This window comes from Mesorhizobium sp. WSM4307, from assembly GCF_007003945.1.
GTDB lineage: Bacteria > Pseudomonadota > Alphaproteobacteria > Rhizobiales > Rhizobiaceae > Mesorhizobium.
The window spans coordinates 1-21460 of sequence record NZ_VFTB01000026.1 but is presented as its reverse complement, the minus strand read 5'-3'; the positions used below and the strand labels follow the sequence as shown (position 1 = coordinate 21460).

Below are 21460 nucleotides of genomic sequence, written 5' to 3'. Positions count from 1 at the left end.
TCGGAACACCTCTTTTGCTGGCGGAGGCCGAATGGCATTTCGATTCGTACACACGGCCGATATTCATCTCGACTCGCCGCTTCGTTCGCTGGCGATGCGAAATCCCGATCTTGCCGGGCTGGTGGGCGACGCCAGCCGCCAGGCATTCGTTTCGATAGTGGATCTCTGCCTTGAGGAACGTGTGGCCGCGTTGGTCATTGCTGGCGACCTATACGATGGCGACCAGACTTCAATGAAGACAGCGCGGTTCTTGGGCGCGCAGATGACACGCCTGCACCAGGCCGGCATCATGGTTTTCAAGATCCGCGGTAATCATGACGCCCTGTCGCGGATTTCCAAACAGCTGGTATTTCCCGACACCGTTACCATCTTTGGTGGTCGTGCTCAGTCGGTATTGCAGACAGCCGGCGGTCTGGACGTCGTATTCCATGGTTTGAGCTTTGCGAACCCTAAGGCGCCGGACAGCCTGTTAACCAAATATCCGGCGGCTCGTGAAGGGGCCGTCAACATAGGCATCATGCATACCAGTCTGGCTGGATCGCCAGGTCACGACGTTTACGCGCCCTGCAGCATCGCTGACTTGCACGCCCACGGTTTCGACTATTGGGCCCTCGGCCACATCCATGCTCGCCAAGTCCATCCTGGCGCCAGTGCCGTGGTGATGCCGGGAATACCGCAGGGGAGGGATATCAACGAGGCCGGTGAGAAATCAGTCACCCTGGTGACGGTGCGCCACGACCGTTCGGTGGAGATCGAGGAACGGCTGACCAGCGTTGCGCAGTTCGAACGGGTGAGCGTCGACCTTACCGGAGCGGTGGAGTGGCCCGAGGCCGTCGCGCGTGTTCGCTTCGCACTCGAAGAGATGCGGGCAACCGTCCGATCGCGTCATGCTGTGGCTCGCATTGGCCTGACAGGAACGTCACCACTGATGTGGGCGCTGATCCGCGACAGGGACCTCCTTCTTGCCGAAGCCGAACAGGCTGCGGAACAGCTAGGCCATACGTGGGTGGAGAAGCTCGAGCTTGACCTCGCGCCGCCTCGGACGGAGACCGCCGAGGATATTGCTGATCCGATTTTCGAACTCGAGCAATCAATGCGTGCCGATGCCACCTCGGAGGCCTTCCGCGCTGAGGCGAGGGCGTTCGTCCAAAAGATGGTCGCCGACCTTCCGGCCGACGGGCGGGATTTTGCTGGGACGGACGAAGCCGGGCTGGAACAGTTCCTCGATCAGGTGCTTTCCAAGGGCGCGGACTTGGTGACTGCCCGCCTTAAGGCCGGTGGATCGTCATGAGGTTGCGGCGCCTTGACCTCATTCGTTATGGAAAGTTCACCGATCGTTCGATCGACTTCGGACCCAAACCGGAATCCGGACCTGATCTGCATATCGTGTTTGGCCTGAATGAGGCCGGCAAATCGACTGCGCTTTCGGCCTATCTAGACTTGCTGTTCGGCATCGAGGAACGGAGCCGCTACAACTTCCTGCACGAGTACAGTGCCATGCGCATCGGCGGGGTGCTGGAACTGGCCGGCTCCGAACACACGTTCACGCGTACGAAACAGCGCAGTAATTCGCTATTGAATGCGACGGGCCAACCGGTAAGCGAGGTGGCGATCACGGCGCATCTCGCCGGTCTGTCGCGCGACGCCTACACGACGATGTTCTCACTCGATGACGAGACGTTGGAAGCCGGCGGAAAATCTATCCTGGAGTCGCGGGGCGACCTCGGCAAGCTTCTGTTCACGGCCAGCGCCGGTCTTGGGAACGCAAGTGATACGTTGAACGCCCTCGAGGCCGAAGCAGACGCTCTGTATCGGAAGCAGGCGCATGGAACCGAACTGGCGCTGTTGAAGAAGCGCCTTGTTGACGTAAAGTCGCGCAGGGATGCGATCGACACCCTTGCATCAACCTACGAGGGCCTGGAGGCCGAACGTCTCGATGCAGCGCAGCAGTACGGCCGAACCATCAGCGATCGGGCGGTGCTGGTGGCCAGGCTGGATACCTTTGCTCGTTACGTGCGTGCTGCGCCGATGCTGGCGGATATCCGGCGCAAGATTGCCCGGCTGGATCAGCTGCCGGACATCGCCTCCCCAGCCCGGACATCGACGGGAAGTGTCACCGAACTGATCGATGACGATGCCAGCCTCAGAACGCGGCTGTCCGCAAACATCGACGAGACCGAGCGCCTGGCGGAAAAAGTCACTGCGGTCGACGAGGACGAACCGATCCTGTCGATTTCCGAACGCATTCGCGGGCTGGCGGAGAGCAAGGTGCGCCATACCGCGGCTGGCTTTGACTTGCCCACTCGCAGGATGGAGCTGCAAATCCTCAACAACAGCGTGGCGAGCTGCCTTGCCGCCTTGGGCCGATCTTCCGAGGCGGATCCTGGCGCGCTGCTTCTGCCTGCCGTCACCGTTGGCGTCGTTCGCGCCATGGTCGAGCAGAGGTCCGGGATTGCTACCGGGATGCGTGCCGCTCGCGACGAAGCCGCGGCGGCACTCGATGCGCTGCAGGTGGCAAGGCAGCGGGTCGGCGAGGAAAGGGCGGTGCCCGAACCTGCCAGGGCAAGGCTGGGCTCGGCTTTGTCGAAAGCGCGAGCAAGCGGACACCAGGCAGAGATTAGGACGGCTCGCGAGGCGGAAGATGCGGGAACAATCCGATGGAAGGCGGCGCTCGCGCGCTTGCGTCCATGGAACGGAGATGCCCTCGCTCTCGCCAACGTCGCGGTTCCGAGCGCCGGGCAGATTGCCGCCTGGAAGACGGTAGCGTCAGAACTGGCAAGGAACACCGCCGTACTTGCCGAACGCCTTGCTGAATACGAGGGCAACCATGCCATGCTCGCCGCACGATTGGATGCCCTTCGTGCCTCGGGCGACATTGTCGACGATGAAGCGGCTACCGCCATCCGCCGAGTTCGCGATGATGCGTGGGCAACGCACCGCGCAGCGCTGACCGGTGACACCGCTGACGACTTCGCCGTGGCATTGGCGCGCGATGACATTGCCAGCGCAGGCCGGCTGGCCGGCGCGGCGGATCTGGCTGAGATCCGGGCAACTACGCGCGAGCTGGCCGAGGCCGCGGCCAACCTGTCACGCAACGGCATCCAACGCACACAGCTCGGCAAGGATGTGGATACCCAATTGTTGGAAATCCGCGCGGCCGCCAGGGACCTGCTCGGAGACGCCGTGGAACCTTCGTCTGAGCGCCTGATCGAAAGGATCGAGGATCAGATCGAGGCGCGCAGCGATGCGCTCGCTGCCTGGGAGCAGATCGAACTTGCTCGCTTGAAGGCCGAGCGAGCCGCTGACGCCGGCGAGCAGATACGCTTGGAAATGAGAGCAGTGCTGGGAAGCGTCGGCATTGTATCAGAGTCCAACGACACCCTCGAAGCAATCATGGCCATCGCGGAGCCGTTTCTGGATCGGCAGCGCAAGGTGGACGCCGAGTATGCCGAGGCGCTCAGAATGGTGAGCTCCAAAGAAGAGGATCTAGCGGCACGACGGGTTGCAGTAGGTGTGGCGGAGCGTCGCGAGGAGGAATGGCTGGCCGGCATTACCGAAGCACTCAAGGGAACTTGGCTCGAAAGCGGGCTCTCCGCATCCGGCGTCGGCACTGTGCTCGATCAATTGGCCGAACTTTCAAGAAGCCTGCAGGAACGGGACGACCTGCAGCTGCGTATCGACAAGATGGAGGCCGACAGGGCCAATTTTCTGGTCGAGGTCATCGCCGTTGCGGTTGAAGCCGACGAGCCGACGAAGGATACCGACCCGGAGCAGTTGGCCATCCGCCTTGCCGAGCGCCTAGAGCGTGCCGAGCGGACACGTGAAACGAAGGCAAGCCTCGGCAACGACCTGAAGCGCCTCAAGGAGGCGCGCGACATCCTCGACACTGAGATTTTGGCACACGAACGCCGCAAGAACGAGGTGCTGGGCGTCTTTGGTGTCGCCACTCTGCCCGAGGTAGTCGAACGCGATGAGCTGTTGCGTGAGCGCGATGGCTTGCGCACCACCGTCGCCGAACTTGAGGAACGGATAGTGGCGGAGCTCGCGGTCGACGGATTCGAGCAGGCCCGCTCGATCCTGGACGCGATCGATTTCGACGGCCTCGCGGTCGAGAAGGCTGAGGGTGAGCAGCGGCTTCGCCTGTTCGATGAAACCATCCAGCAACAGCTGATCCGGCAGACGCGCGCGGCCGACAAGCTGGACGCCATCGGCGGTGATAGTGCGGTTGCACGCCTGGATGCTGAACGGCGCACAACCCTGCTGGAAATCGAGGAGAAGGCCGTTCGCTACATAGAGCTGAAGCTTGGCATCATGTCGGCTGGCAATGCTTTGCGGATCTACCGTGAGAGCCATCGCTCCGGCATGATGGCGCGCGCATCAGACGCGTTCAAGCTAATGACGCGTGGCCAGTATTCGGGGCTGACAACCCAGCCTGTAAGAGGTGGTGAGGTTCTCATTGCTGTGCAGGGTGACGGGCAATCCAAGGTCACCGAAGCGCTTTCAAAGGGTGCACGATTTCAGCTGTACCTTGCCCTAAGACTCGCCGGTTATTACGAGTTCGCGCAATTTCGGCCCTCGGTCCCATTCGTCGCCGACGACATCATGGAGACGTTCGACCATATTCGCTCGGAGGAGGTTTTCAGGCTGTTCGGAGCGATGGCAAACACAGGTCAGGTCATCTACCTGACGCACCATAAGCATCTATGTGAAATAGCTGAGGCTGTCGTACCGGGAACGAGGATCCATCAACTCGCACAGTAATTTTCTCCGGAATACGTGAACGAACCAGTGAAGGACGCCGAATTTGACGGCAAGTATGCGCCCAAAGTCAGACGTTCCGGCAAACTTCGCGTTCGTCCAAAAGCGGACATATCGCCCGAGCCATAGACGGCCCCGATGTGCCCATAATGGACGTCCTGCAAATTCATTGTCCTGCCGAATCTGGACTTCGAGAGCTGGCCCTAAACAGCAATTGTATCGCGCCTAGCCGTCCTATCGCCGGGGCGCCAATTGTAAACAACGGCGAACTATACCAATATCGTTACTGGCTTCTTCCGGTGCGACTCGGGAGAACGGGATGGGCAATGAACGCGAAGACGCAAACGGGAAAACACAGCGCCGCTGGCCAATACCTCGGCTATGCGCTTCAACCTGTACGCCTTTGCTTTCACCTGCTCAACGCGCCTAGCGGCGCCTTGGTCTCTCTTGAACATTTAGACGATGTGGCGGTTCACCTGGTCGGCGGCGAAGTCGTTCTTGAGCAAAGCAAGAGCGCACTGAAGCAAAATCCGATATCCGACTGGGCTGCGGACCTGTGGAAGTCTCTGGCCAACTGGCTCAGCTTCATGGCGGCGGGAGAGATCGACCCGGCGACCAGCCATTTCCGGCTATATGTCACACCGGTGAAGGCGGGTGCCTTCGCGATCGCGCTGAACGACGCGAAAACAGATGCCGACGTGGAGGCGCTGGTCGCTAACCTCGCCAAAGCCCACAGCAAGCTGAAAGCTGCACCGGCATGCGACGCCGACGTCCAAGCTTTCCTGAACGCTGATGCGGCTCATTGCGCCGCCTTGGTCAAGAATCTCGCCGTTATCAGCGTCGATGCAGATCCCGTCGATCCGATACGCGCGATCTTCAAGCCGACGGTCTCTCCGCTCATCATCGACCTAGTGTGCGAACGCGCGATCGGCGCTGCGAAGGAGGCGGCGGACAGGCTGATTAGAGCTGGCAAGCCCGCCATCTTGGACGTGGACGCGTTTCAGGCCGAGCAAAGAGCATTTGTTCAGAAGAACAACCTTCCAGGGCTGCTGTCGTCTTTCACCAAGCAACCGCCTGTCGAGGCCATCGAACAATTGATCGCCGACCGTCCCGCCTTCGTCCGCCAACTCGAGCTGATCGAGGTGGGAGACGAAGCGTGCGTCCGGGCTGTTAGCGATTACCTTAGGACGCTCGCCGACATCTCGATCTGGGGCGAAAGCGGGCTAATCTTTGAGAAGAACCTAAGTGACTGGGACGATGATCTTGTCGGTCGCTATGAGCACGTCAGTGCAGAGGTGCACGACATACAGGCCGGACACCCCGCAACGGTTCGTGGTAGAATAGTTTACAGGCGCTGCGCGCAGTTGCAGCCTCCACTCGATGGTCGAGTCGTCCCCGGTCATTTCGTCCACGGATCATTCAACGCCCTTGCCCACGGCCTGCGCCTCGGCTGGCATCCCGACTACCAGACTCTTTTGGAGCCAGCGACTTGATTGAGGCTGGCCGATCGCACCTACCGCTCAGCGACCTCGCCCTTGTCCAGAATCCAGGACTTGGGGCTTTCGCATTGTGGCAATTTGGCCAAGGTTTCCAGGCTGAGGACGAACGTCCAGCGCCGTTCGCCTTGGCGTTTCTCGTGCTGCCAATCGTCCTGCATCGCGCAACGCTCGAAATCGTGACTTCGACAAACCGACCCTCTGGACTGGCGCTCTTCGCGGCCAAGCTCGGGAAGGAACGGGAACAACTCCTCGCCGTCCACGAGCGAGCGCTGCTGCTGCGTACTCTGACATTGCAATCGGCCGCTGTCGGTGTGAGCGGGCGGCTGCTGTCCGTGGATTACAAGGATGCTACTTTAAGAGCAAACGTACCAGAACCGAAACCGAGGAGGCTCGTCCTTCCAGAGCGCGTCAAGCACCTCGGACCTGCCTCGGAGAAATTGGGTTTCTGGTTTTCGAACCTGGGGACCGCGCAGGTGGCCAACCTGTTACGGGTGGAGTTCTAGATGTATTTCCAGCTTCGAAAACTGATCCTTTGGCCCCGCAATGGTGCAGCGCCGCGGGTCGTCAAGTTCGAGCCCGGTGTCGTCAACGTCATCAGCGGCGCGTCGAAGACCGGGAAGTCCGCCGTTATCCCTATTGTTGATTACTGTCTGGGCTCGGAGAAATGCGCGATTCCGGTGGGCGTAATCCGCGAGAACTGCAGCTGGTTCGGCATTCTGATCGAGACGCTGGAGGGCGAAAAGCTCTTGGCGCGACGCGAACCGGGGGACCAACAGAGCACAGGCGACATGGTGCTGCTGGAGGGCGCACAGGTCGAAATTCCGGAGACGATCACCGACAAGACCACCAATGTCGACACGGTCAAGCGCGCGATGAACCGCCTGGCAGGACTGACTGACCTCGACTTCGAACCAGGTACAGAGAATGGATTCAAGCAAAGGCCAAGCTTCCGCGACCTCATGGCCTTCACGTTCCAACCTCAGAACGTGATCGCCAATCCCGACGTGATGTTTTTCAAGGCCGATACGACGGAACACCGGGAGAAGCTAAAGACCATCTTCCCGTACGTTCTGGGCGCGGTCACGGCAAAGATTCTCCAGGCGCGGTTTGAGATCGATCGGCTCCAGCGCAACCTCCGCCGGAAGGAGGCTGAGCTACGCGCGATCGTGTCGGCAACTGGCGCTTGGCGGGCGGAGGCGGAGGCGTGGCTGCGTCAGGCAGTCGAACTTGGCCTAGTCGATTCCTCCACTGAAGTGCCGAAGGACTGGAGTGACGTTGTTGACCTGCTTCGGCGCGTGTCGAACAGCAACTCAAGTCTTGCTCGACCAAGCCTGGCCGGCATCGATGTGGTGCTGACGCGTCTGGAAACCCTTCGTGCGTCGGAAACTGAAATCGCCGCGCGACTTACCGAGCATCGTCAGCGCCTGAACGAACTGCGCCGTCTGGTGGAGAGCAGCGAGGCGTACGGCGACGCCATGCGCATCCAACGTGACCGCTTGGACCTTTCCACGTGGCTGAGGGACTTGGCCGACGAGTTCGCCGATCCGTTGGTCGCACTCGGGGACGGCGGCCGCGAGAAGGTCTTGGCCCTTTGCGACAACCTCGGCGGTCTGGAGATCCGACTGCGGACCCACCCTGCGATGTCTAACACGCTTGACAAGGAAATCCTGCGCCAGCGCGGCGCCGCTGAAGCGGTCCTATCTGAGTTGAACGATGTCCGTAGCGAGATAGCGGTGCTGGAACGGGACTCTGACGTCGCCCGAGACGAGGCCAATCGCTTCGATAGGCTTGAGCGCTTCCTCGGTCGATTGGAGCAGGCGTTGCACGTCTACGACCGCGCCGACCAGTCGTCGGATTTGCGGCAGGAACTCACCTCGCTGCAGGCCGATATTGCAACGCTGCAAAAGACGATCTCCGAGGCCGACATCCAGCGCAAGCTATTCAACGCGTTGCACCAAGTCTCCCATCATGCCAATCGGCTGATTCCGCAGCTTGACGCGGAGTGGCCCGAGGCCCCGATTAGGCTGTTGATTGAAGACCTGACCGTCAAGGTGACTAGGGGAACGCGTGAGGACTACCTGTGGGAGATTGGCAGCGGCGCCAATTGGCTCGCGTATCACGTCGCACTAATGCTTGCGCTGCAGCACTACTTCCTGGCCGAACCTCATCACCCAGTCCCTGGTCAGCTGATCTTCGACCAACCTAGCCAAGTCTATTTTCCTAAGCGGGCGGCGGGCGACGAGGGCCCCGACCTCATCGCGTGGAGGGATCAGGACGTGGTCGCCGTCAGGAAGGTCTTTGCGCTCCTAGGCGCTGAGGTCATGGCCGCGAAAGGTCGCCTCCAGATCATCGTGCTGGATCATGCAGATGAGGACGTCTGGGGCAAGCTTCCCGGAGTCAAGTTGATTGAGGAATGGCGTGGACAGGCCCTCGTGCCTCAGGCTTGGATTGCCGCCGCATCTTCCAACGGTGGATAATAATCTGCTGCCAGAGGAGAAGGCATGGCGAACGTGGACGAGATCAACCGTCTGACGGCCCTTGGCTTGAACGTCATCACAGCCATGGATGTCGCGGAAGGAAAACTAGACGAAGCCTTCGAGGTCGCCCGCGCTCAGGAGAAACGCAAGGTCGACATCTGGTGCAAAGGAAGAAAGAACATTCCGGTTGCACTGACTGCGATATGGGACTGCGATCCTGCAAACTTCTATCTCGCGTTCGACGGCGATGATCCCAGCGACCACGCTTCGACGGATTTCATTCTTATCGACGCTGATGTCACTGACGTTGGCGGCAGGCTTACCTACGCCGCCAGCAGGGACAAGGGTCCTTGGCATCAACGTTACAAGAGCAAGAGCTGTGGGATCGCCTACCGATGGCTGCATGGCCGCGGTGTCACACCGCCTTTGCTCGGCGAGTACCAAGGCCAAGTTCACATCGTAGGAGGCATGCACCGCTTCCATCTTGCCAAGCACTATGGGACGACGCGCATGCCATTCCTCGTCCGGAGGGCCGAACTAGCCGCAGTAATGGCGTTGATCCCCTCGGCGACCGACACCGCCAACTCGTAATGGCGGGGACTGCAGAAAAGAAGCGAATGAGTTGCGAACTTACCGGGATCACTCCCCGAAAGCTGACCGACGGCTTCCGGCCCCGTTGCGGCCATTCTTACTCCCGCACTTTGGCTTTTCCAGCGCTAAACCGGCCTTGGGCGATGAATGGAAACGGTCAGATGTTCCCGGTCTGTGCTCGAAAAGTCGCATAAAAGGGCAGACTGGTGTGACGTCCGGAATTATTGGGCCTTTCACGGGTTTACCGGTCCCGAATTATCGGTTGCTGGCGGGCGGGCTATGCGATTGAAAACAGGAGAGTTTTCTGGCTAAGGGTGGGGTTTCAGACTGAGTTTACCAATGCCCTTAATGACGATTAATTCTGGATTGGCATCAGGTGATTGGGTTTGCGCAGAATATAGCCGCCCTTATTGGTAAACCCGCTCACGGTCGACAACGGATTGGTCAACCTAGGACGACAGGATTGGTAAACCGGAGCCGCCCTATCGACGAAGGTCTAGCTTGGCGCATTCACTGTCGCCGGTAGGCAGATATTCGGGCGACAATCGGGACCAGCGTGCGACGCCGCCAAGCGTGAGACACGTCGGCTACGCCGCAAATCGACACGGTTTGACCGGGCGCAATACCGCACCGATCTTCTAATCTCGGCTTAATTCCGGAGAGAGGCAGATAATTCCGGACGCCACACTGATTGGTAACCTAAGGCCACCCACCACGCGGATTGGTAGCCCACAGGAATAGGTTTGGTAACCCTTATCGAGTGAGGGCCGCTCGTACCTTTCGGCGGGTTCGTTTCAGTTCTAAGCCCGGCTTAATTCTGGACAACGACAGATAATTCTGGACGGCACAGTGGAACTCAACGCGTTGTAAGGATGGCATAGAGAAGCAGTAGCCCTCCAGTCTCGCTACTGGAAAAATTCTGGAAAATGGGTCTGCTTGGCTGGACGCAGAACGTTGTGATTATTCAGCCGGCATTTCTGAAGCTTCTCGAACACAAACAGCTTGCCTTCGCGCACGCTATCTTCGAGCGACTTCGCCTTCGCCAGATGCGCCGCAATCGCGCTGGCCAGCATGCAACCTGTTCCGCGCATCGATATAGCAAGGCGCGGCGTGTCGAAGTGGATGGGTTCATGATCGGAGCGTAACAGAATATCGGCCGATCGGGGACCCGACGCGTGCCCACCCTTGATCAGCAGGGCCTGAGGGCCGACGGCCTGCAGTCTTTGTCCTTGTTGGAGCGCACCGTCCTCATCCGAAGCCGGTTCGGAACCAGTAAGGAGCGCCAGTTCAGGAAGGTTGGGCGTGACAATGCAGCAAAGCGGCATCAAATCGCGCTTCATGGCAGCGATAGCGCCTGCTTCCAGAAGTGCGCGGCCTGAGGTGGAGGCCAGCACAGGGTCGAGTACTGCCGGCACTTGCGGAAATTTGCGCAGCACTGCGGCAACGGCAACAATGATCTTGGCAGTCGCCAGCATGCCGATCTTGATTGTGGCTACGTCGTTGGCCTGTAGCGCGGCACACATCTGATTGGCCACCATGCTGGGTGGCGAATGATGGATTTCGATCACGGCGTCGTGCGTTTGCACCGTTAGCGCTGTGACGGCGAGACAGGTGCGCACGCCAACGGCAGAGATCGTCTCGATGTCGCGTGCTATTCCAGCACCCCCGCTGGAATCTGATCCGCCAACGACAAGCACATGCGGTTCTCGTCTCATCGCCATCGGTCCGTCTTTTCGATCCATTCTCGCGTGCGCGCTTCGGGGTCGAAGCTCAACGTGATGTCCGTGACCACTGCGGCGCTGTTGGCGCCGGCCTCAAAGACGCCGTCGAGGCGGTCGGGGTTGAGGCCGCCGATGGCGACCAATGGGATCGGCGCCACCCGCCGCTTCCACTCGCTGATCCGCTCTAGCCCTTGCGGTGCCCACTTCATTTTCTTCAAAGTGGTGGGATAGATCGGACCGAGCGCGACATAGTCGGGCTCGGCAAACATGGCCGTTTCCAGCTCGACATGATCATGCGTGCTCAATCCGAGCCTGACGCCCGCTGCCCGTATCCTCGAGAGGTCGGCCGTTTGCAAATCCTCCTGGCCCAGATGCACGAAATCGCAGCCTTCCTCGATTGCCAGGCGCCAATAATCATTGATGATGAGCTGGCTTTTGTGTTGGACACACCAGGCCTTCGACTTGCGGATCTCCGCGCGCAGCCCGGTTTCATCCATGGTTTTGATGCGAAGCTGAATCAGCTTGACGCCGAGCGGCGCCAACCTTTCGATCCAGGCGGCGCTGTCGACGATCAGGTAGAAGGGATCGAGCTTCATGAAAAAACGGCCCTGCCGACCATCGGTGTCGATGGCACGGCGACGTCGCGCGGTTCGAGCATTCCCGAACTGAACGCCTCACGACCGGCGTCGACCGCCTTACCGAAAGCACGCGCCATGCCGACCGGATCTGCCGCCTTGGCGACCGCTGTGTTCAGGAGCACGGCGTCAAAGCCGAGTTCCATGACGGTGGCCGCGTGCGACGGCCGTCCGAGCCCCGCATCCACAATCAGCGGGACGCCAGGGAAATATCCGCGCATCGAGCGCAGCGCCGTCATGTTGACCGGTCCCAAGGCGGAACCGATCGGTGCGCACCACGGCATCAGGACCTTGCAGCCCGCTTCCAGCAGCCGCTCGGCGACAACGAGATCGTCGGTGGTATAGGGGAATACCGCAAAGCCGTCCTCGCACAGGATGCGGGCGGCTTCAACCAGACCGAACACATCCGGCTGTAGCGTGTCGTGATTGCCGATCACTTCGAGCTTGATCCAGTTGGTGCCGAAGACCTCGCGCGCCATTTTCGCGGTGGTGACGGCTTCCTTGACGGAGAGGCAGCCGGCGGTATTGGGCAGGGTTCTGGCGCCCAGCGAGCGGATCAACGACCAGAATTGTTCGCCGGCCCTACCGCCCGCCATCTCACGCCGCAACGAGACGGTCACCACCGACGTGCCCGATGCCTTGACTGCATCGGCAAGGATGGCCGGCGAAGGATACTGAGCCGTGCCGAGAAGCAGGCGCGACGAAAGCTCGGTTCCATAAAGCTCCAACATGCTAGCCGCCCTGCATGGGCGAGAGGATTTCGATCCGGTCGCCGTCGCTCAACTGGAACTCCGCGCGGTTGGCTTTGTGCACGAGGTCGCTGTTGACGGCGGTGGCGAGCCAATCGCCCTCATAGTCGAGCGCGGCAAGCAACTCGGCCAGCGTGGTGGCGGCAATCTCACGCGCCTCGCCGTTGACCATCAGTTTCATGAGCATGCTCCTTGGTTCTGTCTTGACTGAAAACCAGGTCGGCAGCCTGGCGCGCCATGGCGGGGGCGAGGAGAAAACCGTGACGATAAAGACCGTTGATCGCGATGATCTCACCGTCTGTTTCGACGCGTGGCAAATTGTCGGGAAATGCCGGACGGACACCCACACCGGTTTCAACGATCTCGGCCTCACCAAAGGCCGGATGGAGGGCATGGGCGGCGCCCAGCAGCTCCATCATGGAACGCGCCGTCACCGGTCCGGCGCTCTGGCTTTCAATCATCGTCGCTCCGATCATGAAACGGTGATCGGTGCGCGGCACGGCATAAAGCGGAAAGCGTGGATGAAGCAAACGGACCGGCCGCGACAGCGAGACATCAGGCGTGCGAAGGATCAGCATTTCGCCGCGAACACCGCGCAGCCTGTCATCGGCCGCTGCCATTCCCATGCAGTCTATCTGACGGGCGAATCCCGAAACAGGCCGGGCGTCGCAGCCGAAGTGGAATTTGACACCCATGGTCGCAAGCTTGTCATGAAGTGCCGCCATCGCCGGGCGTGGGTCGAGGTGAGCCTCGTCGGGGAAGAGCAATCCACGCCGGAAGCGGCCGGCGAGGTCGGGTTCCAGGAGCGCAATTTCGTTTTCATCGACGCGCCGATGCCCTGACGTGCGACTGGCGAACCGGTCAAGCTCACCGGCATCACGCGGCGCGGCCACGACCAATGTCCCGGCCCGTGTCACCTGACCCGACAGCACCGCATCCCACCAGTCGGCAGCATCGCGTCCGAGATCCAGCACCGGCTGCTCCGCGCTTTCGCGCTCGCACCATGGCGCCAGCATGCCGCCGGCGAACCACGACGCGTTGCCACCAAGGCCATGCCGCATCTCGGCGACGGTGACCGTCGCGCCGCGGGCGGCGAGTTCGAAAGCGACGGTGAGGCCGGCAACGCCGGCCCCTTTGACGAGCACCCTCATGATGGTTTGGGAGCCTCTGGCACGACCGGTACGCCAGTCTCGTCCGCCTGCATGTAGAGATCGCCGCCCTCCCGGTATTTTGCCGCCATTGCCGCCATGCCTTCCTTCTGGGCCTCGGCACGGATGTCGTGGGAAATGCGCATGGAGCAGAATTTCGGCCCGCACATCGAACAAAAATGTGCCAGCTTGTGCGCCTCCTTGGGCAAGGTCTGGTCGTGGAAGGACCGTGCGGTTTCGGGGTCGAGCGACAGGTTGAACTGGTCCTCCCAGCGGAACTCGAAGCGCGCGCGCGAAAGGGCATCATCCCTGGTTTTCGCTGCCGGATGGCCCTTCGCCAGATCGGCTGCATGGGCGGCTATCTTGTAGGTGATCACGCCAATCTTGACGTCGTTGCGGTCGGGAAGGCCGAGATGCTCTTTCGGCGTGACGTAGCAAAGCATTGCGGTGCCGAACCAGCCTATCATGGCGGCACCTATCCCTGAGGTGATGTGGTCATAGCCCGGCGCGATGTCGGTCGTCAGCGGCCCCAACGTGTAGAACGGCGCCTCACCGCACACTGCGAGCTGCTTGTCCATGTTCTGCTTGATCTTGTGCATGGGGACATGGCCCGGGCCTTCGATCATCACCTGGCAGTCCTTTGCCCAGGCAATCTTGGTGAGTTCTCCAAGTGTTTCCAGTTCGGCGAATTGCGCCGCGTCGTTCGCATCGGCGATTGAACCGGGACGAAGGCCGTCGCCGAGCGAGAAGGAGACGTCATAGGCTCTGGCGATGTCGCAGATCTCCTCGAAATGCTCGTAGAGGAAGCTCTCCCGGTGATGGTGCAGGCACCATTTGGCCATGATCGAGCCGCCGCGCGAGACGATGCCCGTGACCCGGTCGACGGTCAGCGGGATGTAGTGCAGCCGCACGCCGGCGTGGATGGTGAAATAGTCGACGCCTTGCTCGGCCTGCTCGATCAGCGTGTCGCGGTAGACCTCCCAGTTCAGATCCTCGGCGATGCCGTTGACCTTTTCCAGCGCCTGATAGAGCGGCACCGTACCGATCGGCACCGGCGCATTGCGCACGATCCAGTCGCGGATGTTGTGGATGTTGCGGCCGGTCGACAGGTCCATCACCGTGTCCGCGCCCCAGCGGATAGCCCAGACCATTTTTTCGACCTCTTCGGCCATCGACGATGTGACAGCCGAGTTACCGATGTTGGCGTTGATCTTGACCAGAAAATTGCGACCGATGATCATCGGCTCGCTCTCGGGATGATTGATGTTGGCGGGAATGATTGCGCGCCCGCGCGCCACCTCGTCGCGCACGAATTCGGGTGTGACGAAATCTGGGATCGCCGCGCCGAAGGCTTCGCCGTCGCGTTGCAGCTTGCCGCGCATCACCTCGCGGCCGAGATTCTCGCGGATGGCTACGAACTCCATTTCTGGCGTGATGATGCCGGCGCGCGCATAGGCAAGTTGGGTCACCGCCTTGCCCTGCTTGGCCTTGAGCGGCCGATTGCGTATCGGAAATTCCGGTGTCAGGCGCTCGCCGGTGGCGAATCCATTGTCTTCCGGCCGGACGTGGCGGCCGTCATAGGCTTCGACATCGCCACGCGCCGTGACCCATTCGTGGCGAAGCCGGGCAAGGCCTTTTTCGATGCTGGTTTCGACTGATGGATCGGTGTAGGGGCCGGACGGATCGTAGACGGTGACGGGCGGTTCGCCGGCCGTCGGATGGACGGAAATCTCGCGCATCGGCACCCTGATCTGCGGGTAGAGGACGCCGGGCTTGTGGATTTTCCGCGAGGCGGGCAGTGGTCCCGTCGATACGGCGGGGGTGAGGGCATTCATCGTGAGGCTCCTTTGCTCATGCATTGGAGACCCAGTTCTGTGCCGGAAGGATGAAAAGACGCTTCTGTAGACCTGCTGCAACAGGACCTCGGGCGTAAACTCCCGCAAAGCGCTTGCACCGTCCCTACGCCAGTATGAACTGGATCAGGTTCAACGGGTCACTGCGCCGCGAAAGCCAGCAGTATCTCAGCCCCTTGCCGGGACTCCCCTGGTGAATGCCTTAGGTTGAACGGGCTGACGCTATCTTGTCAAGCGCATTCGGGCGCCTTCGGCCGGTGGCGACGACCGGCGGCCAGCCGGGCGGAGAGCTCGCGCATGCATCGGGGACAAGTCACGCCCCGTAGACCGGGGCTGAATGGCCAAAGCCTCATTCGCTTCGTGAAGGATGGAGAAACTGTATTGGCCATGTGCGCGTATCGACCAAGTAGCTCAGGCGGTCACGGATGTGGTTATTCTGGTCGAAGGTGACGAACGGCCTTGGGGGTCACCTCCTTTAGGATTCAGAGGTTGGAAGACGGCTTCTCGCGATCACGGCCATCAGGAAATACCTGTCTTCGGCTCAACCTCGACATGGCGTCCGATCGACCGCAGATATACAGCTATCTCGTTCATGAGATGATCGCGTTCGCCGTAGATTTCAGCAATCCTACGCAGCTGTGGCTCGACGGCCCTCCGTTGCGCTGGCGTGAAATCAGCATCGCCAAAGACGTATCCCAAGTTGCCAATCGCGCAAATTTTGCAGCCGGCGTCCACAACTGCTTGTACGAATGCCGGAATGTCTTTTTCTTGCATGGTCTTCATGTCGAACCTCTCGTGAATGGCGTGCTTGCGCCCCAATCTGCCTTTTCAGCGTGTCCTCTGGGCGGCGCAAGCCCTGAGCGTGACTGTGCACGGGCAACCTCGACTATCCCATCTGCCACGCTCTTTAGAATCGGTGGGGTCTGGTGATCGCAGGCTGGGCCACTCAAAAGCCTGCAAGAAGAAAGTCATGGCGACCATTGCTCAAGATCGCAAGGGTGCGTGCAAGACCTTCCGTTGGCAGTCATGCACGCTCGCTCAGAGATAGTCCGGCCGCGGAAATTCTCCCTTATTCGTAAGAAAGCTCATTGAGCAACTGGGCATTGAGCAACTGGGTCTCACGTCACGGGTCTCGTGTGCTTCACAGCCGAAAAATAGCCGCCGTGGCAATTCTCGAAAAGTGCAGGCTACCTCGTTAAGGACACTGCGGATGATCGTTCGCGCTTGGCAAAAGCGAACGGATTAGTCTATGGCTCTCGGCAGGGGGGCGAGTTATGCGGCGGGTGCGAATCCTTCAAGTAGGCGATATTCACTATCCGGACTGGCATCCTTCCTCTAGCAACATCGATGCCAAGGATAGCAAGTTCGCTCCGAAAATAACGCAGAAGCTACGCGCGTCTTCGCTGCGTGCCGTCTTGACGAAACTTCGGCGGCTGACGACTTCGAAGCCCTTGGATTCGATCGCCTTCATGGGGGATTTCACGAGCCGTGGCGACAAGACCTTCATTGCTTCGGCATTCCAGCATTTCACGTTGCTCTGCCGCGCACAGGGACGCAGTTCAAAGGCGCTTCCGTTGATATTCGTACCGGGAAATCACGATGTGAACCGTGATGACGCGCGCGAACTTGGACCGACTGAGAAATTCAGCGAAATGGCGAGTTTAGCCGCCCGCTTGGGTTGGCAGACCGTTCCCGTGGACCAACCCGTGCACTTCAGACTTCCGACAGGATCCGCAGGCGCAAACTTCATCCTCGTCAACACAGCGATAGGCAGTTGGGAGCTTCAAAACCTTCCCGCGTTCCTTCGTGATCGTCTCGAGGCACTCAGTCCTTCTACAGAGCCTCTAGATCTCGGCTCGCCGGACATCTCGGGACATTCGCCCGCGACACCTCCCAGCGATCCAGACAAGGAGGCGTCCGACGACGAGTATTACGGTCAGATGGACACGCCATACATCTCGCGTGAGATGCTTGCAGGCCTACAGGAATTGCTCCAGCAGCCCGACATGCGTTACGGCATCATAATCGGCCATCACAATCTGCTGCCACAAAAGACTCCGCGCATTACGCCATACGCGGAGATGCTCAACAGCGGATTTGTCAGAACTCAGCTGCTGCAGGGCAACAAGCCTATCGTCTACCTGCATGGACACATACATGCTGATCCGGTCGAGATCGTCAACGATCCAAGGTTTCCGGACGGCAAATTGATCTGCATCTCAGCACCAGAGATACAGTCAGGTTTCAATGAGCTCGTCTTCTTCACGACCGATCAGGGAGAGCTCGTCGGCATCCGACTTATACCCTACCGCACCAATGTCGCCGACGGGACGGTCATGGAAGGCGAACATTGCTTTATTTCGACCATGTCCAACGGCAAGGCCTTTCTGAACAACGACACGTTTGACCTGCTGCGCCGACTGCGCGACCATGCCACCAGGCGCGGGAATGGGTTACTCTTCTGGGACGAGATCACTGAGATTGCTGCCTCCGCCGAGCTCGGGCTAGATCTGGAAGACTCTCTTCTGATGCTCCAAGCGGCGCGCTTCATCGAGATAGACGGCCTCACCAAGGCAAACTCGGCTTGGCGCATTAAGGTAAGGGACGAATAGCGATGGAGAATCCGTTCGGCCCCAACAGGATCGAGTACGAAAGCCGCCCGATACTGTGGTTCAGTCAGAAGTCGGCGTTGATTTCTGCCGCCGCCAAGCCGGTCTTCGTCGCAGGGACGAGAGGCAGCGGCAAGACCAGCATTCTTCGCTCGCTTTCCACAGTCCATATTCTTGAAGACAAAAGTCTCTCGGACCAAGTCGGCAAGCTCGCTTGGTATGGCGTCTTCTTCCAGCTCAATGAGACATTCTCGCCCCTAATCGACAACGCCGTTCTGAACCTCATTCCGGAGCGGATACGCTTCGACACGGCCGCCGTGATCCCGCGGCAATTCGTAATCTTCTCTCACTATCTGGAGCTGAAGATAGTCGAACGCCTGCTCGAGAGCATCGGCCAGCTCAGACGCGACGGCCACTTGAAATACCGGGCCTCCGAAGATAGGGACGTCGCCCTGGCACTGCATCGCGAAGTGCTGCACTTCATACCCCAACCTGCCCGTCTCGACTTCTTCAGCATCGATGAGCTGCGGGGTGGGATAACCCGGTACGTCGACGAATGCTTCAACGCGTTCTTCTTTGCCGCCGATGCCGGAGCGACCGGCTTCAGAGCAACAGACCCTGGCGCGATCATTAACAAGGTCGCGACCGCGATCACTCCACTTTTAAATGGCCCATCTTTCGCCGGTGACAGGGCGCCCTTCTTCAAGATACTGATTGACGACTGTGAAGCACTGACACCGCTCCAACAGCAGTTCCTGAACACCTTGGTGAGAAAGACGCGCGGCAACGTGAAATGGGTCCTCGCCTACATCGGCGGCCTCTACGACACGATCCGGACGATCATACCCGGCCAGTCGCTCTCGAATGCTGACCGGGACGTCGAGAATCTTGATTCAGTCGATCCGAGGGAGTTCGCCACGCTGTGCGAGAACGTGTCGTCGCTTCGGCTGTACTATGCGCTTCCTGACCATCTGCGGAGTGATCTCGAGCGCAACGATGCGCTCAGCGCGTTTTCGCTCAAAAACCGGCTGGGGCGGCTTTCCGTCAATGACATCATCGAGCGGGTTATCATATCGGGTCATTCCGAGGGCAGAGAAGAGCTTGTGGCACTTGCTGATGCAGCACGTGAATTCCTCTCCGTGAATTTGAGGACGGCGGATCAGCAGCAATTCCTTCTTGATCGAAAAGCGCGCCCTTATGCCGAAGGGCTGGCGCTCGCGCTCATGAACCCGGAAATTAAGCGCCGGCCCATGAGCAAGGCGGATGCTTCAAATCTGAAGAGGTCGATCGCCCGGAAACAGGGATGGGCTTTTCTGAAAGCGTGCCAGATGCTGCGTCTGCATGACTACCCGTACGTAGGGCACCAGATCATCACATCATTGAGCGACGTCTGTATACGCGATTTCCTTGATATAATGGGAGAGATCTTCCGCCGCAGTGTTCCGAGTTCCAGTGATCCACGAAAACTGGTGGAATTCATCAACTCGGATTTACAGATTCATCTCGAACAGCAGAGACAGGCTGTGAACGCCGCCTCTCAACGGAAGCTTGATGGACTTCAGGCGCTTTCACATCCGTACGAAGAAGAGAGCGTGCGCATGGTGCGGGCGTTGGGTTACCTGACCGCTCGCCTCCAGACAGAGTTTGCCGAAGAAAATGCTCTAGGAACGACAGAGAGAGGCATTTTCAGGGTTGATCTAAAGGAAATGCGCTCGCTGGTGAACCGACTGGAGCAACCCAGCGGAAAACTGGACGAGGTCCTGCGTCGGGCGGAAAGGGATGGGTTTATCCGGGAGGTCTCCGCCGCCGGCAACTTTGAGGTGGACCGCGCCGACCCCGCATCGAAGGAGATGATGATCAGATTGCATCGGCGATTTGCACCTTACTTCGGGTTCTCCTATCGCGGCCCGTACGAAATCAACACAATCCCTGCGGCGCGGATGGTCGACCTGCTTTTTACCAGGCATCGGCTCCCAGAAGACTGGGCCGACTCGGTGTTTAAGGAGCTCGTCGCGCGGCCCGCACTCAAGACCGAATTCCAGCACTCGCTTTTCGAGAGCGATCTCGAATGACCGCTTCAACTGTCGAGTATCGAGTCTTCGGCCATCTGGCCGTCACCGAGAAGGCGAGAGATGCAGGTACCTGCGAAACGATGGAGGCAGATATCGCGATCGTCGCGCTTGGATGGGAAACGCGTTTCGCCGCGTTCGAAAACCATCTTGACCTGAAGGTCGGCAAGATCGTGGTTCTGGACTTTGCTCTGAAGGAAGCGAACGTCCCAGCCGTCGAAGAAAACCGGCGAAAGCTCATCGCTATGGGTACCCGATGGGGCGTCGAAGTGACTGTGATCACCCTCGAGCCTTCCATCGAGTATCAGAAGAACATCAATCTCCTCGATCACCTGCTCACTCAGATGGCCGCTTCATGTGGCTCATACGAAGGAAGCCTGCGGAAGGTTTTCGTCGAGTGCTCGACGATGCCGCGAATCTACATCCAATGGCTGATTGCGGTGGCATTCAAGAAAATGTCGATTCAGTCTCTCGAATTCGGGTACGCCGAAGGTATCTACGGGAACGCGATCGGCAAAGAGGATTTTTCCAGCGGCTTGGACCGATACGTCACCGTCCCTCATCTTCAAGGCAGCGGAGGAATGGGCGAAGAGAAAGTCCTGCTCGTGGGGATCGGAGGAGATGCCGACGTATTCTACGGATTGATCGATATCGTCAGTCCGGAACGGATCTCGCTCCTCGTCCCAAGAAGCGACAAGAATGCGCATATCGATGCTTTGCTCGATCAACAGGTGGCCAAGGTACGTGAAACCCACCGGCTCGAAGATGGCGAAGTTCGCGACATCCAGGCTTTCGGGCTGATGGCCCACCTCGATGCTTTCGAGACGTATCTCGACGGGTTCGGCTCGCGTGCGGTGGTGAACGTTTTTGTCAGCGGCCCGAAGGTTCAGGCCATCGCTGCTGCCGTGCTCGCCTGCTCCGACAGCCGCGTCCATCTCAAGGCAAGAATTCCCACCTCCTATGCCCATCGTGAAGTCTCAGCGAATGGGCGGTATCATATCTATAGGCTGATTGACCTGACATCCCCTGCCTGCAGCCTTCCCGGGACGTTCTGACACTATCTTGCATTCGAGTAGCATCATGGTCCCAGTAGCCGTTCCGCCAAGCCTTCAGCGCATGTTCGTGTCGCCCGATCCGGTCGATGGGGGGCTAATTCCCACTTGGAAGCTGCTCTACATCAGATCAGGGGGGAATGCAGACTGGCAGAATTCCGTCTAATTAGCGACTAGCTAAAACATATACTCAGGCGAGACTGTTCAGCATAGAAATAGTGAGTCGGCCGTGAACTATCCGCAAGCCATTGATCTGGCCTGTTGATTGAGGCGGATAGCGGCTTTGGAATTGCAGGATT

At 59.5% G+C, this 21460-nt stretch carries 16 protein-coding genes and 1 riboswitch; of the genes, 9 read left to right on the top strand and 7 right to left on the bottom strand.

Annotation, left to right across the window (positions count from 1 at the left end):
- Window positions 1–31: 31 nt before the first annotated feature.
- The 6 genes from FJV83_RS35860 (at window position 32) to FJV83_RS35835 (ending at window position 9325) form a co-directional block, all read left to right on the top strand.
- A complete protein-coding gene (locus tag FJV83_RS35860) occupies window positions 32–1291 on the top strand; it encodes a DNA repair exonuclease (RefSeq protein WP_063169423.1) in 1260 nt (419 codons plus the stop codon).
- Window positions 1288–4761, top strand: a complete 3474-nt coding sequence (locus FJV83_RS35855; protein ID WP_063169422.1) for an AAA family ATPase — start codon at window positions 1288–1290, stop codon at window positions 4759–4761. Before FJV83_RS35860 ends, FJV83_RS35855 begins: the two co-directional genes overlap by 4 nt.
- Window positions 4762–5084: 323 nt before the next feature.
- The gene (locus FJV83_RS35850) at window positions 5085–6251 is read left to right on the top strand and encodes an ABC-three component system protein (protein WP_063169421.1); all 1167 of its coding nucleotides are present in this window, start codon (window positions 5085–5087) and stop codon (window positions 6249–6251) included.
- Entirely contained in the window at window positions 6248–6760 is a 513-nt protein-coding gene (locus FJV83_RS35845) for a three component ABC system middle component (protein ID WP_063169420.1), read from the top strand. Before FJV83_RS35850 ends, FJV83_RS35845 begins: the two co-directional genes overlap by 4 nt.
- Window positions 6761–8734, top strand: a complete 1974-nt coding sequence (locus FJV83_RS35840) for a DUF3732 domain-containing protein (protein ID WP_063169419.1) — start codon at window positions 6761–6763, stop codon at window positions 8732–8734.
- A 24-nt stretch (window positions 8735–8758) separates the two neighbouring features.
- Window positions 8759–9325 (top strand): hypothetical protein, encoded by a 567-nt coding sequence (locus tag FJV83_RS35835; protein ID WP_063169418.1) that lies wholly within the window; start codon window positions 8759–8761, stop codon window positions 9323–9325.
- 905 nt (window positions 9326–10230) lie between these two features.
- Here FJV83_RS35835 and FJV83_RS35830 read toward each other — a convergent pair.
- The 7 genes from FJV83_RS35830 to FJV83_RS35795 all read right to left on the bottom strand — a co-directional run bounded on the left by FJV83_RS35830 (window position 10231) and on the right by FJV83_RS35795 (window position 16214).
- A complete protein-coding gene (locus tag FJV83_RS35830) occupies window positions 10231–11046 on the bottom strand; it encodes a hydroxymethylpyrimidine/phosphomethylpyrimidine kinase (RefSeq protein ID WP_063169417.1) in 816 nt (271 codons plus the stop codon).
- Complete coding sequence (locus FJV83_RS35825; protein WP_063169416.1) at window positions 11037–11642, bottom strand: thiamine phosphate synthase; 606 nt, start codon at window positions 11640–11642, stop codon at window positions 11037–11039. Before FJV83_RS35825 ends, FJV83_RS35830 begins: the two co-directional genes overlap by 10 nt.
- Window positions 11639–12412, bottom strand: coding sequence for a thiazole synthase (locus FJV83_RS35820; protein ID WP_024504259.1), 774 nt, complete (start codon window positions 12410–12412; stop codon window positions 11639–11641). Before FJV83_RS35820 ends, FJV83_RS35825 begins: the two co-directional genes overlap by 4 nt.
- 1 nt (window position 12413) lies before the next feature.
- Window positions 12414–12611: a sulfur carrier protein ThiS gene (gene thiS / locus FJV83_RS35815; RefSeq protein WP_024504260.1), complete on the bottom strand. Its 198-nt coding sequence runs from the start codon at window positions 12609–12611 to the stop codon at window positions 12414–12416.
- Entirely contained in the window at window positions 12580–13581 is a 1002-nt protein-coding gene (gene thiO / locus FJV83_RS35810; RefSeq protein ID WP_063169415.1) for a glycine oxidase ThiO, read from the bottom strand. Before thiO ends, thiS begins: the two co-directional genes overlap by 32 nt.
- Entirely contained in the window at window positions 13578–15413 is a 1836-nt protein-coding gene (thiC, locus tag FJV83_RS35805) for a phosphomethylpyrimidine synthase ThiC (RefSeq protein ID WP_063169414.1), read from the bottom strand. Before thiC ends, thiO begins: the two co-directional genes overlap by 4 nt.
- A 103-nt stretch (window positions 15414–15516) precedes the next feature.
- Window positions 15517–15633, bottom strand: a riboswitch (TPP riboswitch).
- Between the two features lie 317 nt (window positions 15634–15950).
- A complete protein-coding gene (locus FJV83_RS35795; protein ID WP_082826710.1) occupies window positions 15951–16214 on the bottom strand; it encodes a hypothetical protein in 264 nt (87 codons plus the stop codon).
- A gap of 491 nt (window positions 16215–16705) precedes the next feature.
- Between FJV83_RS35795 and FJV83_RS35790 the strand changes: the two genes are divergently transcribed.
- Genes FJV83_RS35790 through FJV83_RS35780 form a run of 3 tightly spaced genes read left to right on the top strand, consistent with a single transcriptional unit; the run spans window position 16706 to window position 21164 of the window.
- On the top strand, window positions 16706–18043 hold the full coding sequence (locus tag FJV83_RS35790) for a metallophosphoesterase (protein WP_063169413.1): 1338 nt from the start codon (window positions 16706–16708) through the stop codon (window positions 18041–18043).
- Between the two features lie 2 nt (window positions 18044–18045).
- Window positions 18046–20112, top strand: a complete 2067-nt coding sequence (locus FJV83_RS35785; RefSeq protein ID WP_063169412.1) for a hypothetical protein — start codon at window positions 18046–18048, stop codon at window positions 20110–20112.
- Window positions 20109–21164, top strand: a complete 1056-nt coding sequence (locus tag FJV83_RS35780) for a hypothetical protein (protein ID WP_063169411.1) — start codon at window positions 20109–20111, stop codon at window positions 21162–21164. The genes FJV83_RS35785 and FJV83_RS35780 overlap by 4 nt, the downstream gene beginning before the upstream one ends.
- The last annotated feature ends 296 nt before the right edge of the window (window positions 21165–21460 follow it).

Excerpts from the sequence above, each read along its gene's own strand:
- FJV83_RS35830 (WP_063169417.1), bottom strand. The coding sequence starts at position 11,046 with ATGGCGATGAGACGAGAACCGCATGTGCTTGTCGTTGGCGGATCAGAT.
- FJV83_RS35825 (WP_063169416.1), bottom strand. The coding sequence starts at position 11,642 with ATGAAGCTCGATCCCTTCTACCTGATCGTCGACAGCGCCGCCTGGATC.
- thiS (WP_024504260.1), bottom strand. The coding sequence starts at position 12,611 with ATGAAACTGATGGTCAACGGCGAGGCGCGTGAGATTGCCGCCACCACG.
- FJV83_RS35840 (WP_063169419.1), top strand. The coding sequence starts at position 6,761 with ATGTATTTCCAGCTTCGAAAACTGATCCTTTGGCCCCGCAATGGTGCA.
- thiC (WP_063169414.1), bottom strand. The coding sequence starts at position 15,413 with ATGAATGCCCTCACCCCCGCCGTATCGACGGGACCACTGCCCGCCTCG.
- FJV83_RS35855 (WP_063169422.1), top strand. The coding sequence starts at position 1,288 with ATGAGGTTGCGGCGCCTTGACCTCATTCGTTATGGAAAGTTCACCGAT.
- FJV83_RS35795 (WP_082826710.1), bottom strand. The coding sequence starts at position 16,214 with ATGAAGACCATGCAAGAAAAAGACATTCCGGCATTCGTACAAGCAGTT.
- FJV83_RS35790 (WP_063169413.1), top strand. The coding sequence starts at position 16,706 with ATGCGGCGGGTGCGAATCCTTCAAGTAGGCGATATTCACTATCCGGAC.
- FJV83_RS35850 (WP_063169421.1), top strand. The coding sequence starts at position 5,085 with ATGAACGCGAAGACGCAAACGGGAAAACACAGCGCCGCTGGCCAATAC.
- thiO (WP_063169415.1), bottom strand. The coding sequence starts at position 13,581 with ATGAGGGTGCTCGTCAAAGGGGCCGGCGTTGCCGGCCTCACCGTCGCT.
- FJV83_RS35780 (WP_063169411.1), top strand. The coding sequence starts at position 20,109 with ATGACCGCTTCAACTGTCGAGTATCGAGTCTTCGGCCATCTGGCCGTC.
- FJV83_RS35835 (WP_063169418.1), top strand. The coding sequence starts at position 8,759 with ATGGCGAACGTGGACGAGATCAACCGTCTGACGGCCCTTGGCTTGAAC.
- FJV83_RS35860 (WP_063169423.1), top strand. The coding sequence starts at position 32 with ATGGCATTTCGATTCGTACACACGGCCGATATTCATCTCGACTCGCCG.
- FJV83_RS35820 (WP_024504259.1), bottom strand. The coding sequence starts at position 12,412 with ATGTTGGAGCTTTATGGAACCGAGCTTTCGTCGCGCCTGCTTCTCGGC.
- FJV83_RS35785 (WP_063169412.1), top strand. The coding sequence starts at position 18,046 with ATGGAGAATCCGTTCGGCCCCAACAGGATCGAGTACGAAAGCCGCCCG.